Annotated in this window: 9 protein-coding genes; 5 read left to right on the plus strand and 4 right to left on the minus strand. The window is 42.8% G+C overall.

The genetic code is table 11. From position 1 onward, the window contains the following. Positions 1 to 8 precede the first annotated feature (8 nt). The 5 genes from DW036_RS04110 to DW036_RS04130 all read left to right on the plus strand — a co-directional run bounded on the left by DW036_RS04110 (position 9) and on the right by DW036_RS04130 (position 9,689). Positions 9 to 986 (plus strand): glycoside hydrolase family 43 protein, encoded by a 978-nt coding sequence (locus DW036_RS04110; RefSeq protein WP_118461513.1) that lies wholly within the window; start codon positions 9 to 11, stop codon positions 984 to 986. A gap of 17 nt (positions 987 to 1,003) precedes the next feature. Further along, positions 1,004 to 1,984, plus strand: coding sequence for a Gfo/Idh/MocA family protein (locus DW036_RS04115; RefSeq protein ID WP_118461515.1), 981 nt, complete (start codon positions 1,004 to 1,006; stop codon positions 1,982 to 1,984). A 21-nt stretch (positions 1,985 to 2,005) separates the two neighbouring features. Further along, complete coding sequence (locus DW036_RS04120; protein ID WP_118461517.1) at positions 2,006 to 4,036, plus strand: alpha-glucuronidase; 2,031 nt, start codon at positions 2,006 to 2,008, stop codon at positions 4,034 to 4,036. A 111-nt stretch (positions 4,037 to 4,147) separates the two neighbouring features. Next, positions 4,148 to 5,338, plus strand: a complete 1,191-nt coding sequence (locus DW036_RS04125) for a clostripain-related cysteine peptidase (RefSeq protein WP_187374547.1) — start codon at positions 4,148 to 4,150, stop codon at positions 5,336 to 5,338. Between the two features lie 241 nt (positions 5,339 to 5,579). Next, the gene (locus DW036_RS04130) at positions 5,580 to 9,689 is read left to right on the plus strand and encodes a two-component regulator propeller domain-containing protein (protein ID WP_118461521.1); all 4,110 of its coding nucleotides are present in this window, start codon (positions 5,580 to 5,582) and stop codon (positions 9,687 to 9,689) included. A 92-nt stretch (positions 9,690 to 9,781) separates the two neighbouring features. Here the strand turns inward: DW036_RS04130 and DW036_RS04135 are convergent, their stop codons facing one another. From DW036_RS04135 to DW036_RS04150, 4 genes are all read right to left on the minus strand, one after another. Beyond that, positions 9,782 to 13,006, minus strand: a complete 3,225-nt coding sequence (locus DW036_RS04135; protein WP_187374548.1) for a glycoside hydrolase N-terminal domain-containing protein — start codon at positions 13,004 to 13,006, stop codon at positions 9,782 to 9,784. 34 nt (positions 13,007 to 13,040) lie between these two features. After that, entirely contained in the window at positions 13,041 to 13,922 is an 882-nt protein-coding gene (locus tag DW036_RS04140) for an esterase family protein (protein ID WP_118462024.1), read from the minus strand. 221 nt (positions 13,923 to 14,143) lie between these two features. Next, positions 14,144 to 16,108 carry a cellulase family glycosylhydrolase gene (locus DW036_RS04145; protein WP_187374549.1) on the minus strand — a complete coding sequence of 655 codons (1,965 nt, stop codon included), beginning with the start codon at positions 16,106 to 16,108 and terminating at the stop codon, positions 14,144 to 14,146. A 221-nt stretch (positions 16,109 to 16,329) separates the two neighbouring features. Then, positions 16,330 to 16,551, minus strand: coding sequence for a hypothetical protein (locus DW036_RS04150; protein ID WP_118461527.1), 222 nt, complete (start codon positions 16,549 to 16,551; stop codon positions 16,330 to 16,332). Positions 16,552 to 16,571 lie beyond the last annotated feature (20 nt).

A 16,571-nucleotide genomic window follows, 5' to 3' on the forward strand; every position in this document is an offset into this window, starting at 1 on the left:
ATAAAATCATGAAGAAAGAAAAAAGATACTTAGTACCCGGAGATTATATGGCAGACCCTGCCGTGCACGTGTTCAACGACCGCCTCTACATCTACCCTTCCCACGACTGGGAAAGCGGCATCGCCGAAAATGACAACGGTGACCATTTCAATATGAAAGACTACCACGTCTTCTCTACCGATGACCCCGTGAAAGGTGAAATCGTAGACCATGGCCTGGTGCTCACCACCGAAGATATTCCCTGGGCAGGACGCCAGCTCTGGGATTGCGACGTAGCAGAGAAAGACGGCAAATATTATATGTATTTCCCCCTGAAAGACCAGAACGATATCTTCCGTATCGGTGTTGCCATCAGCGACCGTCCCGAAGGTCCGTACATTCCCCAACCCGATCCGATGCGCGGAAGTTACAGCATAGACCCTGCCGTTCTGAATGATGGAGACGGTAACTACTACATGTACTTCGGTGGTCTGTGGGGCGGACAGTTGCAACGCTATCGCGATAACAAAGCCCTGGAAAGTGGAGCTACCTTCCCCGCAGACAACGAGCCGTCCATCCCCGGACGCGTTGCCAAACTCAGCGCGGACATGTTGCAATTTGCCGAAGAACCTAAAGCCGTAGTAATCCTGGACGAAAACGAGCAACCACTGACAGCCGGAGACAACGAACGTCGTTTCTTCGAAGCAAGCTGGATGCACAAGTATAACGGAAAATATTACTTCTCCTACTCTACCGGTGATACCCACCGCCTGTGCTACGCCATCGGCGACAATCCTTATGGTCCTTTCACATATCAAGGAGTAATCCTGACTCCGGTAGTAGGCTGGACTACCCACCACTCCATCGTGGAATACCGGGGCAAATGGTATCTGTTCCATCACGACAGTGTGCCTTCCGGCGGACGTACCTGGTTGCGCAGCCTGAAAGTATGCGAACTGGAATATGACGCCGACGGAAAGATCGTCACCATTGAAGGAGTGGATTAACCGTTGCCCGATAGAGTATGAATACTGTCAAAATAGGTATTATAGGTACCGGGTGGATTGCCGAAAAGATGGCAATCACCCTCAAAGGAATGAAGGGAGTAGAAGCTTATGCAGTCGCTTCCCGCCAGTTGCAGACTGCCCGTAACTTTGCCGACCGGTGGGGTTTCACCCGTGCCTACGGTTCTTATGAAGAAATGCTGGATGATGAAGAGGTGGAGTTGGCATATATTGCCACTCCCCATTCTCACCATTTCGAACATGCACGTATGAGTCTGCTGAAAGGCAAAGCGGTTTTATGCGAAAAGGCATTCACCGCCAATGCCCGCCAGGCGGAAGAACTGCTGAATCTTGCCAAAGAAAAGGAGCTCTTCATCACCGAAGCTATCTGGACACGCTACATGCCTCTATCGCAAACCATCAATGACCTTGTAAACGGTGGAATCATCGGACGCCCCGTGACGCTGTCTGCCAATCTGGGTTACCCAATCGGCAACCGTGAGCGCCTCCGCCAACCGGCACTGGCAGGCGGGGCTTTGCTCGATCTGGGAGTGTATGCACTGAACTTTGCTTCCATGGTTTTCGGGACGGACGTAGAGCGTGTCACCTCTACCTGCGTAAAGACCGATACCGGAGTCGATGCACAGAATAGCATAACTCTCACATTCAAGGATGGGAAAATCGCTGTGCTGCACAGCAGTATACTGAGTATGACCGACCGCCAAGGCATCATTTCCGGTGACAAAGGCCACCTGATCATTGAAAATATCAACAATCCGCAACGAATCAAGGTGGTAACAGAAGATTATAAGACGGCAGTTGTCTACAACTGTCCGCCACAAATCACCGGATACGAATACCAGGTATATGCATCCATGGAAGCTCTGAGGAACGGGTGGCTCGAATCTCCCTATATGCCTCACGCCGAAACCCTGCGCATCATGCGCATGATGGATGACTTACGCCGCGAATGGGGAGTACGCTACCCCGCCGATGAATAAACCAACCAATACTTTTTGTTTATGAAAAAACTGCTCTCTTTATTCTTATTATTATCTTGTTTACTCGGACCCGTATCCGCGGAAGACGGCAGCCGCTTGTGGCTCCGGCAATCGACAGATGCCCACGCACAGATCACAGCGCCTCGCCAGTCTCCTACACTAAACATAGCCGTCCGTGAACTGAAGCAGGCATGGAAAGGGCTCCCCGTTACGCTTGTACTGAAGAAAGACAAACAACTATCTTCTGAAGGCTTCCGTATACGACAGGTAAATGGAAAACTCACCGTCACTTCTCCCAGCGAAACGGGTTTGCTTTATGCTGCCTATCACCTGATCCGTCTGCAAGAAATGCAGAACTTTGGAAAGCCTTCGGAAACAGACCAGGAAATAACGGAGAATCCTGCCTATGACCTGCGTATCCTCAATCATTGGGACAACCTCGACCGCAGCATCGAGCGCGGTTATGCCGGCAAATCTCTCTGGAACTGGGAAGAACTGCCCGGCACACTCTCCGACAGATACGAAGCATACGCCCGTGCCAATGCCTCCATCGGAATCAATGCAACGGTACTGAACAATGTAAATGCTTCTTCTAAAATCCTTTCCGCCGAATATCTGGAAAAGGTAAAGACTCTGGCAAACATATTCCGTCCTTATGGCATCAAGGTATATCTCTCTATCAACTTTGCCTCCCCCATGCAACTGGGCGGGCTTTCCACAGCCGATCCTTTGGACAAAGATGTCATCGCCTGGTGGAAGCAGAAAGCCAAAGAGATCTATCGCACCATCCCCGACTTCGGTGGCTTCCTGGTGAAAGCCAATTCCGAAGGACAGCCCGGCCCGTGCGACTTCAATCGTACACATGCCGAAGGTGCCAATATGCTGGCAGATGCATTGAAGCCCTATAAAGGTATCGTCATGTGGCGCGCTTTCGTCTACAGCCCAACGGATGCAGACCGCGCCAAGCAAGCCTATCTGGAATTCCAGCCTTTGGATGGACAATTCCGCGACAATGTCATCGTACAGATAAAGAACGGTCCGGTCGACTTCCAGCCTCGCGAACCGTATAGTCCTTTATTCGGCGCTATGCCCCGGACTCCGCAGATGGTCGAATTCCAGATTACACAAGAATATCTGGGCTTCTCCAATCACCTTGCCTATCTTGCCCCGATGTGGGAAGAGTTCTTCGACTTTGTGAAGCCGTCTTCACTGAAAGCCATAGCAGGCGTCGCCAATATAGGTACAGATACAAACTGGTGCGGTCATCCTTTCGCCCAAGCCAACTGGTACGCTTTCGGGCGCATGGCCTGGAATCCTTCCCTGACATCGAGAACAATCGCAGAAGAATGGCTGAAACAGACTTTCTTCGATGCAAGTAATCCCAAACATGCACCCATTGCCTATGAAATACATAACATGATGATGGAAAGCCGCGAGGCTGTAGTAGACTATATGATGCCACTCGGGCTGCATCACCTCTTTGCATGGGGACACCATTACGGCCCGGAACCTTGGTGCGACGTGCCCGGTGCACGCCCCGACTGGATGCCGTCTTACTATCATAAAGCAGACAAACAGGGGATAGGTTTCGACCGCAGTCATACGGGTAGCAACGCTACAGCCCAATATCCCGATTCACTCTGCCGCCTTTACGATGACATCCGTACTTGTCCGGATGAGTATCTCTTGTGGTTCCATCATGCCCCTTGGCAACACACCATGCAAAGCGGAAGTATTTTATGGGACGAGCTCTGCTATCGCTACGATCATGGCGTACAGCAGGTAAGAAGCTTTCAGAGAATATGGGATCTGACTGAGAATTACATCGATGCGGAACGTTTCAAGGATGTACAGTCACGCCTGAAGATACAGGCACGTGATGCCGTATGGTGGAAAGACGCCTGTCTGCTATACTTCCAGGAATTTTCGGGTATGCGCCCTCCTTACGAAGTGGAAAGGCCGATACATGAATTGGATGATTTGAAACAAGTGAAGCTTCCTATCGACAACCATGAATGTCCGACACCGAAAATGCTGAATGAAAGAAGATAAGCAATAGCCCTGTTTCAAATAGAAAATACTAAAAAGAACAGTTCAATGTATCATTTGAACTGTTCTTTTTGTATTTTTGTGCATTATAGAATATTATAAAGGATATGAAATATGAATAAAGTAGCATTATTATCTATAAAATGGATACGGTTATCACTCTGTCTGATTACTCTCTCTTTCTTTGTACTATCCTGTGAAAAAGAAGATATTGAGCCTGTTGAAAATCAAAAAACTTTATTCATGTACCTGCCTTGGTCCACCAATCTGACCAGTAATTTCTACACGAATATCTCGGATATGGAAAAGGCAATCAGCCAGCACGGACTGAATGGTGAACGGGTAATCGTATTTATGTCTACTACTTCGGAAAAAGCAACTCTATTTGAAATAACCTGCAAGAAAGGTAAATGTGAACAGGTTACTCTAAAAGAATATAACAACCCGCCTTTCACCACCGCCGAAGGAATTACTTCCATTCTCAATGATGTAAAAAGTTTCGCCCCTGCACCCACTTACGCAATGACTATCGGATGTCACGGCATGGGATGGCTTCCTGTTCATAGTACAAAAGGACGGGCAAGGACTTCAATAAGAATGCACTGGGAAAACGAAGGCGTTCCACAAACCCGTTACTTCGGCGGTACGACAAGTCAATATCAGACAGATATCACTACCCTTGCAGAAGGTATAGCAAATGCCGGAATAAAAATGGAATATATCCTATTCGATGATTGCTATATGTCAACCATAGAAGTAGCCTATGACCTGAGAAACGTTACAGACTACCTTATTAGTTCCACCTGTGAAATCATGGCTTATGGTATGCCCTATTCTATCATTGGAAAAGATTTGATGGGCGAACCAAATTATCAAGCCATCTGTGACGGCTTCTATTCATTTTATTCCACCTATGAAGAAATGCCTTGTGGAACATTAGGCATAACTAATTGTACAGAATTGGATCATCTGGCCGCTATCATGAAAGAAATAAATAACCGGTATACATTTGACATTTCAAAACGGAACCAGTTACAACCTTTAGACGGTTACTATCCGGTAATCTTCTACGATTATGGTGACTACGTAGCACATCTGTGTGATGACCCATCATTATTAAAAGAGTTTAAAGAACAGTTAGAACGAGCCGTACCTTATAAAACGCATACTGAAAATTATTATTCCATGAATACGGGAGCTACCACACCAATTAAAACCTTCTCTGGCATTACCGCATCTGATCCGAGCGTAAATTCTTTAGCAGCAGATAAGACAGAGACAAATTGGTATAAAGCAACACACTAAATAGTTTGTATATTGGCTTGGACAGCTCCACCACATTATCATTGATTATCAACCACTTACAAGAAGTTAAATTCCTGCCAACAAGGACTTAATTTCTTGTTAACAGACTCTTAACTTCTTGTTGACAAGGTATACCATGAGTCAACTGTTTATTCACCACTCAATAAGGTCTAATTAGTTCACCTTTTAAAAGAATATATAGAGGATATTAAGTATATTTGTAGAGTCAAATTTAATACATATGAAAACTATATCTATACTCTATTTATTATGCATGTGTTTATACCTTCCATGCCATAGTCAAGAAGGAAAAATGTTCACAGTCGATAGAGAATTATCAAGCAGCATGCTCAATAAAATCTATCAGGATCATGACGGAATCATCTGGATTGCGACAGAAGATGGTCTGAATCGATACGATGGAGCAAAATTTACAGTTTATAGAAATGAAAAAGATAATCCAAATTCCTTATTAAGTGACTATGTACGTACACTGTTCGAAGACAGTCAAGGTCGCCTCTTTATAGGTTCTCTAAACGGATTGCAAATATACGACCGCGCAAAAGATAGTTTTACAACGATTCCAATGTACCTCTCCAGTGGAGCCTCGATAGCTCCTAATGTAGGAGTTATACTTGAACAAAATAACGGAGAAATATTAATAGGAACTTCCGGTCACAGTATATTTTTACTGGAAATACAAGGAGATAGTATAAAAGCACAACAAATAGATCAATTTATTGCCAGCAACTTGATTACATATTCATATCGGGATAGAAAAGGAAATCTATGGATAGCAACAGGCGATAATGGAATATTTCGTCTCGATAGCAACAACCAATTCAAGCACTATTCCGGTGAAACAAGCATAGCTTTGAATACAGTTTCCAGCATGTGCGAAGATAAACAAGGAAATCTTTATATGGGTAGCTTAAAGAAAGGATTATTCAGATATAATGATAAAACCGATACATTTGTACCAATTACATACACTCCTAATCCCAACTTACCTATCAAAATCCTATACCCTGAGAAGGAGAATCAAATTCTTATTGGTACAGATGGTTCGGGAATGAAAGTCTATGATATCCAAGAACAAAAGATTAAAGAAGCCAATTTCAATATCACAACATTTGACCTTGCAAAATCAAAGATACATTCTATTTTGAAAGACAGAATAGGGAATATATGGTTAGGTTTCTTTCAGAAAGGAGTCATGATCATACCTGCCATTACCAATGAGTTCAAGTATCTAGGTTACAAATCTTCCAGACACAATGTGATTGGTTCCAACTGCGTCATGTCTGCATACAAAGACCATACGGGAACTCTTTGGGTGGGGACTGACAATGACGGAATTTATGCAGTGACCCCAGACAAGACACCTAAAGTGCACTTTGCACCTACTGACAATGCTCATTCCGTTCCTGCAACCATTATGAGTATTTTTGAAGATTCCAACCACAATATGTGGATAGGTTCTTATCTGAATGGCATGGCCAAATTAGATACAAAAACCGGTCGTTGCGAGTATCTGAAGTTAGTGGACGAGACATCTAATCTAATGGAAAATGTATATTGTTTTGCAGAAGATAACAATAAAACTTTATGGATAGGAACTATGGGAGGAGGATTATATCAGATGAATATAAATACTAAGAAAATAGTCCGTTGTCCAACCACAACTTCCAGTAATACCGATTGGACCAGAGTAAATATGCTACATAACTCATGGATAAATTGCCTGTTACATACCGCCGAAAACAAACTGTACATAGGTACTTACGATGGTTTGGGCTGTCTGGATATAAAAACAATGGATTTCGTTTCTCCCATGAAAAACAGAAGAATATTATATGGCGATGTAATCTATGCCTTACATGAAGGTAAGGATGGTAATATCTGGATAGGAACATCGAAAGGATTAAAACGACTAAACCCACAAACCGTTGAGGTACAAGAATATACAACAAAAGAAGGTTTACCCAGTAATTATATCTGTGCAATCAAAGAAGATGCGAATGGCTATCTTTGGATCAGTACGAATTATGGAATCAGCCGATTCAATCCTCAAAATCAAAGTTTCATCAATTTTTATGCAAGTGATGGATTACAAAGCAACGAGTTTAGTAAAGGAGCCGCTTTTGCCGACAAACAAGGTGAACTTATCTTTGGAGGTACGAATGGTATCACTTATTTTAATCCCACAGAAATAACCACTCCTGATAAGAAACCGGAAATTCGGATTACAGACTTCTATATTCATGATAAAAAGGTTAAAAAGGGTATGAAGTCAGGGAATAGGGATATCGTTACCACTGCAGTTATGGATGCCGATCATTTTCAACTATCATACAAAGATAATTCTTTTAGCATTGAATTTTCAGCTATGGAGTTCTTTAGTCCGGAACGAATTACTTATGCATATAGCATTAATAATTCCAATTGGATTAGCTTACAACAGGGAATTAATCGGGTTTCATTCAGCAATTTGAATCCAGGCACCTATACATTCCAGGTAAAAGCAAAAGATAACGATTCTTATTCAGACATCAAAGAATTCAGTATCACAATCCATCCTGCATGGTATGCCTCCGGATGGGCTAAATTTATATATGGAGTACTGTTGATAGTTATTATCTATGGTATAGTCATTCAGATACGTCATCGTTACCGTGCTCGTCAGGAGATATTGGAACATATACATGCAGAACAGATCAATGAAGCCAAACTACAATTCTTCATTAATATTTCTCACGAAATACGCACTCCAATGTCTCTCATCATAAGCCCATTACAGAAGTTAATCGCTACTGATAAAGATAACGAGCGGCAGAAAAACTATCATACCATTTATCGAAATGCGGAACGTATACTTCGCTTGGTCAATCAGTTGATGGATATTCGCAAAATAGATAAGGGGCAAATGTCTCTGAAATTCCAGGAAGTTGATATCGTAGGATTTATCCGTGACTTGTACTATACCTTCGAATATCAAGCAAATGCCAGGCATATCACGTTGAGCTTCCAACCGGAAACTGAAAAGTTAAAAGCATGGATTGATCCAAAAAATTTCGATAAAATTATCCTGAATATAATTTCCAATGCATTCAAGTTTACGCCAGAAAACGGAGAAATCAATATATACTTGCGTGTAGGTGAGGATATGAATGCTTCTCAATCTCTAAAACACTATTTTGAAATAATAGTGGAAGACAGTGGCATTGGCATTAACCCGGAAGAAATGGGACGGATTTTTGAGCGTTTCTATCAAATCCATAATAGCCATAATAATTCGAATGTAGGTACCGGTATAGGATTACATCTAAGCCGTTCGTTAGTAGAATTACACCACGGTACCATAAAGGCTGAAAACAATGGGAACAAGCCAGGGTCCCGGTTTATCATACGGCTACCTTTGGGCAAAGAGCATCTGGGTATAGAAGAAATTGATGATAATCCAGTTGGGAATAATGCTCCTGTACATATCACGACTGTTCTGCCTACCCCCTCGCCAACTGACGAAGAAGATGAAAAAATACGTTCTAAAACCAAGTGTCATGTTCTGATAGTAGAAGATAATGAAGAAATACGCAAATATATCTGTCGTGAATTAGCCAGCGATTTCCACATGCATGAGTGTGCAAATGGAAAAGAAGCTCTCACCCTTATCCTAAAAAAGGAACCGGATCTGATTATCAGTGATATTATGATGCCTGAAATGGATGGATTGACACTTTGCAAAAAAATAAAGCAGAATGTAACCATTAACCATATACCGATTATCCTCTTGACAGCTAAATCCAGAGAAGAAGATAATCTGGAAGGTTTAAACATGGGAGCAGATGCGTATATAGTGAAACCATTCAGTATTGAAATATTGAGAAAAACGGCAGTCAATCTTATTAAGAGTAGGGAAATACTACGTAACAGTTTCAGTGGCAGCCAGATGCAGGAACAGAAATTGAAGAAACTAAAAGTCCAATCACCTGACGACAGGTTGCTTGATAAAGTGATGAAAGTGATTAATGACAATCTCGGTAATCCTGACCTGAATGTTGAAATGATAGCAACTGAAGTAGGTATCAGTCGTGTACATTTGCACCGTAAGCTAAAAGAGCTGACTAACCAGTCAACCCGCGACTTAATACGCAATGTTCGCTTGAAACAGGCTGCATCACTATTGGCAAACCAATATCATAACATTACTGAAGTTGCTACTCTTACAGGTTTTACTAATATTGCATATTTTTCTACCGCTTTTAAAGAATTATACGGGGTACCACCCACCACCTATATGGAAGAACAACAAAAGTCTTCTTCTGACAATGAAGTTGACCAACAGAACTAGACAAAACAAAAAGAAAGCCGGCTAAAATCAGCCGGCTTTCTCTATTATAATATCAGTATAATTCAACTCTTTATCCGCATAGACTAATATCATTACATGCTACGCTCGAGCAAATAGTCTTCTCCCGGCTGAGTAACAATGTCATATTCGTATGTACGATAAAGAACCGGTATTTGAGGATTTATCAGTTTCGAAACGACCGGTTTTTTTATAACTGCCGGTGCATAGAGAGGATTCGGGCAAGCACCATCTGCCACTTTCACCCCTTTTCCTTTTAAAGGAATATAAGAACGGATGCGCAGTACCCCGCCCAACCGAGAATGTATTTTCGCTTTTTTCAGTTGAACGCCATCCCAATCCATATCCACAACAAAACCGCCACGGGCTACAAGCCCTTTCACACTTCCTTTTTTCCATGCTTCGGGCAATGCGGGTAACAAGTGTACTGCACCGTCATGGCTTTGCAACAACATCTCTGCAACTCCCGCCGTATAACCGAAGTTTCCATCGATCTGGAAAGGTGGATGGGCATCAAATAAATTAGGATAAGCACGTCCCTCAGGATATTCTTTCTGAACTTTATCATTAGGTAAAAGATGAAGCATATTCTGTATAATCTTATAAGCATGATTACCATCCAGCATGCGTGCCCAGAAATTAATTTTCCACCCAATACTCCAACCGGTAGCCATATCTCCACGCTGTATCAAAGTATTCCGTGCAGCCTGGAATAATTCCGGATTTGTAATTGGAGAAATCTGATTACTGGGATACAAACCATATAAGTGTGAAATATGCCGATGGTCATCCAACGGATTGTCAGCATCAATCAACCACTCTTGCAATTGATTATGTTTGCCAATCTGCATGGGTGGCAACTTGTCCAACATGGCCTGCAAAGAATCTTCATACAGTTTATCACCACCCAGAATACGGCTTGCCAGAAGTGTACTGTAAAGGGCATCAAAAGCAATCTGATTATCCATTGTACAACCTGCCGTAATCGTTGTTTGTGAACCCCGGTAGCCATGTTCCGGAGACATGGAAGGCACTGTAACCATCCACTTATACTTCGGATGTTCCACTAAATGACTTAAATAAAAATCAGCAGTTCCTTTCAATATCGGATAATACTTCTTTAGAAACTCTTTATCACCGGTAAATAAATAGTGTTGCCACAAATGTTGTGCCACCCAAGCACCTCCATTAGGCCACATACCGAAACTTGCAGCATCCACTGGTCCGCAGGCACGCCATATATCCGTATTATGATGTGCAACCCAACCTTTGGCGCCATAAAGAACTTTAGCTGTCTCACTGCCTGTAACCGCCAGGTCGGCCACCATGTCAAAGAAAGGTTCATGCATTTCACTCAGGTTGGTTACTTCAGCAGGCCAGTAGTTCATTTCAGCATTGATATTAATCGTATATTTACTATCCCAGGGAGCATAAGGACTATGATTCCAAATACCCTGAAGATTAGCAGGCTGACCACCAGGTTGAGAAGAAGAAATCAACAAATAACGACCATATTGGAACATCAAAGCCGCCATCGCCATATCATTCCCTTCTATAAAACGCTGTACACGGACAGGTGTTTCCAAAGCAGAAACTTTAGTGCTTTCCAAAGTCAGGGCCACACGGTCATATTGTTTACGGTAAGAAGCGATATGGCTCTTCAAAGCCTGTTCGTAAGGAACACGGATGGCTTTCTGTAAATAAGCAGCCGCACGCTTTGATTCATTAGCACTAACATCATGGTAATTCACAAAATTAGTAGCTGCCGATATGTACAAAGTAGCTTCGGTAGCCCCATTCACGGCAAGTGCGCTTTCTGCCTTACTCACTTTACCATCAGCTTTTACCTGCACCTGGCATTCGGCACGCATAGCAGCAGGGATTCCTTCATGTTCAGCTCCCTGACAGGAGATAATCAGTTTGCCACCCTTTACTTGTACATTTGACTTCAGCGGACTGTTGTATGATATGGCGAAATTCAAAGCCTTTGCCTTATCCGCCTGAATGCGGACAATAATCACATCATCACTCAAAGAAGCAAACGCGGTACGGACAAACTTCACTCCGTCCACTTCATAACGGGTGGTAGCGGTAGCATTCTCCAGATTCAGGTCCCTGTAATATTCAGAAGGATTCTCATGTCCGGGGAAATTCAAAAAAAGACTCCCCATCATCAAGTAGCGCATGCCATGCTGGGGCGTCATATAATTCTTATCAATGAGTTTCTGTGCCTCCAGGGCTTTGCCTTCAAAAATAAGACGGCGTATTTCAGGTAATACCTGCAATCCTTTGGGATTATTATTATTGTAAGGTCCGCCAGCCCAGAAAGTCTCTTCATTGAGTTGCAGTTCTTCACGGGCAGTTCCGCCAAATACCATAGCTCCTAAACGGGAATTGCCCAATGGCAGAGCTTCCAGCCAGTCTTGTGCCGGACGAGCATACCATAATTTCATATTCTGGGCAGATGTCCAATCTCCATATCCCAAAATAGAAAGCATCTTAGCGGCATAACGTGCTCCCAACATCCGGTATCCTTCGGCTGTAAAATGAAGATTATCGAATGCAACCGGACAACCGGCGGAGGATATGACATGTGCAGTAGAAATTACCTGGGGCAAACTGTCGATGATTGTATTCATACTGGCACAGATTCCATTCTGGTCCGCATGTACCACCTCACCCGCCAGTAAGGGCACATTAGCAGCAGATAATTCCAAATCTTTCAAAAGATTATCATACACTCCCTTTACTTTTGAAGGCCAGTCTTTATCATTTGTATTCGACTCTCCCTGATGCAGCAGAATGCCTTTAATTACTCCATCCTTTTGAGCAAGCTTTGCCATCTCAACCAAACGTGCATAAGGATTGCCACCGTATTCTTTTACCATATTCTTCAGCCAATCCGGAGAAGTTTCTACGTACGACTGATAATTATCCTTATCAAACAGTTCTATTTTGCAACCACCTACGGCAACATTGATAATTCCTACCCGTACATTGGATGGCAGGTTAGCCACCATAGCCCGTCCAAAATAATCACCTGGAGTCAGGCCCGTATAGCAACGTGCCAAAGGAGGAACCGCCTTATACCAATTCCCTTTGGTCCTCCCCAAATTAGGACAATCGACAGCCGCTAGTACCTGAAAACGGCTGTCAACTGCCACGGTGTCCTGTTCTTCTACCTTTGCATTTCCTTCCATGTTCGATTGTCCCAAACACAGATAGATATGAAAATTCGCATCTTGTGCAAATGTCGTCATGCCTAAAAGAAGCAGGCATGTAAATACAAATGTTCTCATAATCTGTCTATTATTTATTTTTCTATATACATATTCATTCTTTACCAAATATCCGGGTTACGAAAGGTAAACACTGATAAAGAGCCGAGTGCCAATATTCCCAGTCATGCCCTCCATCACGCACCCTGAACTGGCAGGGTATTCCGGCGTTACGCATAGCTTGATAGAATTCTATATTACGATCAAGCAGGAAATCATCATCCCCACAATCTACAAACCAGGCAACACTACGCAAATCAGCCTTGCGGTTCTCGTCAGCCTCCATCACATATTTCACACAGCTATTTTTAATAACACTACGGGTAAGTATCGCTATCTTCGAATTCGGATCATCAGCAGGTACCGCTCCCTGTTCAGGAATAGACATCAGAGCACTCATCGCATAGACTGCACAAAACATATCACTATGGCGCTGACCATAATTAGTAGCTCCGCCACCACCCATCGACAAACCGGCAATGGCACGATGCTGCTTATCACCTATCACCCGGTATTTCTTCTCTATATAAGGCAAGAATTCCGTATAAAAGAAAGTCTCATATTTCCAACCCGGCATATCAAAATATCCGTTCCACTCCATATGGATATTTCCACCGGCATTCGGAGTAACAATAATCATTTCGCACGCTTCCCCACTGGCTACAAGACAATCCATCACATCTTTTACATGACCCCGTTCGGCCCAGACAGGATTGATTTCCCACATACCATGCAAAAGATATAGGACCGGATATTTTTTCTCTTTATTCTGTTCAAAACTCTTTGGCAAAAAAACGGTATAGGCACGCTTTGAATTCAACACTTTACTAAAAAGAGTGTCCGTAACTACTTTACTCTGAAAATTCCAAGGTGCATTTTGTGCATAACCGGACAGTGTATACATCATTACAGCCAACCATACAATTATCTTCTTCATCATATCTTTTATTTAAAGTTTATCAGACCATTCATATATATCTGCAAAAATAAGGCATGAATCCGATCACTGATTTGCAATTTTAGACATTTGAATATCAATATTAGATAAATATTACAGATTTGTGTTCCTGCACACTCTTCACAGAGGATGCAGGAAAGATATTATAAAATGCACAAATTATATCAAACTCTCGGAAAGATGAGAGCTGATATGTCTTTTTAATTTGCTAAGGAGACATTAGCTATCACAATAGGTTTTCCACCTGTTGACCAAAAACCTGCAATATAAAGATGCGAAGGATCAATCTTTCCTCCGTTCTTATCTTTCATATTATTCAACTCCACTACAATCTTACGCGAAGATCCGAAATCATACGTAGCAGGCTCACTCCAATAACTGGCTTTATCAAACAGACGGAACGAAACACCACTTTCATTATCATTACCCAATTCTACGGTCACAGTCTTATATCCCGACAAATCAAGTCCACTGTCATATTGCCACCCTCCGAAACCATACTGTCCCGTCACCAGTGTGCGGGTGTTTTCGTCGAACGTGCCTTTCTCCCATATAGAAGGATTGAAGACATCTGCCGTCAGTGAGAAAGGAGAAATTACCGTAACCTGCAATGTCAGTTGCTTACTGACTCCGGCAGCCGATTGATATGTAACGGTTACCATAGCTTCACCTGGTGCCACAGCTACTAATTTGGCTGCCTGTTCTACTTTCAGCACGTTCGAATCTGAACTGTTGACAGTCGCTTCCGCAGTCACCATCCGTACCGTTCCATCAGAATAAACAGCTTTCACTTTGAGATAATTCGTACCACCCATTTGCAGACGAAGATTTCCTTCCTGTCCCATCAACTCCAGTTTCTCCAATTCCCCATTCACTACTATCCCATCAGCATATTCTTTGAACCAATGGTACATCGCCCAAGGACAGGCTTCGGGGTCATTGAGAAAAGTATAGTTGCCCGGTTCACCCGGCACATCCTTAAATGCCGCCAGCTCATGGGATCTGGTGGTGAAAAACAACCAGGAAACATTACCTGAATTATCGGCTATATATTTGAAGTTGGCGCCAAAGCCTTCAGCACCTGCCGTTCCTGTAATACTTTTACCCCAAGTGGCATCATATTTCTTCGGAGCCCAGTCTATTTCAGTCACCATGATAGGAGCAAAAGCCGCCACAGGACCTACTTGCGCATCCCAACCCCGCTGAAAAGCCTCATAACCTCCTCCTGTGGAAGAGCCGATTCCCTCACCGCTGTCTTCCTCAGCATCGCTACCATACCAACCGGGATAGCAGTGAACAGCAAAGCCTATGTTCTCTCCTTCGATACGGTGAATAGCATATCCGGCATAGGATGACTGATAAGACAATCCCGGCACCCAAACAATATTGCGACAATTAGTACGTATCTTGTCTACTATAGCCTGAAAGTAGAGTTGGAGATTCTTGAAATGACTGTCACCGCCACTGCCGTATGTTCCGTCAGTACCTTTTATTCTGACAGGTTCATTAGCAAACTCAAACATAACATCCATATTATTTTTCAGTTTAGGATGTTGCGAGACAATATCCCACACTTTGAGCAAAAATTGCTGATAAGTGTCTCCTATTTCTATACCTTGATAGGGAGCATCAGACGGACAAACCCCAGGCGGACGCATCACCACATACATTCCCTTAGAAATAAAGTATTCTGCCATCGGCACAAACAACTCTTCAAGATACTTCCGAAAACGGGTTTCGGAGAACCGTTCATGTCCTTCATATCTCACGGACTGCATGGAGGGGTCATCACTCCAATACGGGTCGAGGTGCATCCGCACGAAATTGAATTTCCATCCTGCGGCCACAATGCCGTCTACCATGCTCTTATTATACCTGAGGCATGCCTGCACGTCATAGTTACCCCACGCATTATTATTGAAGAAAGGGCTGTAAGTCTGCGTAAAACCATGCAGATTGACTATTTCTCCCTTTTCATTTTTAAGATATCGCCCCTCTACACGCAATATCGGCAACTTAGCTTCAGCAGGAGTCTCAGGTTCCGGATCCGGTTCGACTGTTTTCTCCGGTTCCGGTTTCTCCGGCTGCACAGGAATAGTGTCGTCCGAACAAGCCGCCAAAAACATCCCTAATGCCAATGTTAACAAATAAATTATTTTTTTCATATCATTCTTCATTATTTTAGGGGGAGTGAATCAGTAGTTAACAAGGGGACAAGGTTCCATGCGGCATAGAAGTATTGTGCAGCCCCTCGTTCCCTTGTTTCCTTCTTTTCCGTTTCAAATGTAACAGATGCAATGAAATAATCTGTATCTTTATGTTACATACTTGTTCACTGACGTTACATTTTTAATTGAAAGCCTAAACAGACTTATTTATTATAATATTACCAATAACGAACAAAGCTATAGGTATAAATATCATCTCCTGTAATAGTTCCTTCATACAATTTATAGCCTTTTGAATCAGAAGATCCGAAATAATATATGCTATCTGAACTTGAAAACCTTGTATCTACCGTATTCCCTACTCCAGCTGTATCAAAAGGTATTTCATTACTACAACCACACCAAATGACCAAACTCAAAATAAATAATATGTTTTTCATTGTTATTCGATTTTTATTAA

It is taken from the genome of Bacteroides sp. AF39-11AC, assembly GCF_003474285.1.
GTDB lineage: Bacteria > Bacteroidota > Bacteroidia > Bacteroidales > Bacteroidaceae > Bacteroides.

What these genes read in the sequence shown, in the direction of transcription:
- DW036_RS04110 (WP_118461513.1), top strand. Translation starts at nt 9, where the DNA reads ATGAAGAAAGAAAAAAGATACTTAGTACCCGGAGATTATATGGCAGAC.
- DW036_RS04115 (WP_118461515.1), top strand. Translation starts at nt 1,004, where the DNA reads ATGAATACTGTCAAAATAGGTATTATAGGTACCGGGTGGATTGCCGAA.
- DW036_RS04120 (WP_118461517.1), top strand. Translation starts at nt 2,006, where the DNA reads ATGAAAAAACTGCTCTCTTTATTCTTATTATTATCTTGTTTACTCGGA.
- DW036_RS04125 (WP_187374547.1), top strand. Translation starts at nt 4,148, where the DNA reads ATGAATAAAGTAGCATTATTATCTATAAAATGGATACGGTTATCACTC.
- DW036_RS04130 (WP_118461521.1), top strand. Translation starts at nt 5,580, where the DNA reads ATGAAAACTATATCTATACTCTATTTATTATGCATGTGTTTATACCTT.
- DW036_RS04135 (WP_187374548.1), bottom strand. Translation starts at nt 13,006, where the DNA reads ATGAGAACATTTGTATTTACATGCCTGCTTCTTTTAGGCATGACGACA.
- DW036_RS04140 (WP_118462024.1), bottom strand. Translation starts at nt 13,922, where the DNA reads ATGAAGAAGATAATTGTATGGTTGGCTGTAATGATGTATACACTGTCC.
- DW036_RS04145 (WP_187374549.1), bottom strand. Translation starts at nt 16,108, where the DNA reads ATGAAAAAAATAATTTATTTGTTAACATTGGCATTAGGGATGTTTTTG.
- DW036_RS04150 (WP_118461527.1), bottom strand. Translation starts at nt 16,551, where the DNA reads ATGAAAAACATATTATTTATTTTGAGTTTGGTCATTTGGTGTGGTTGT.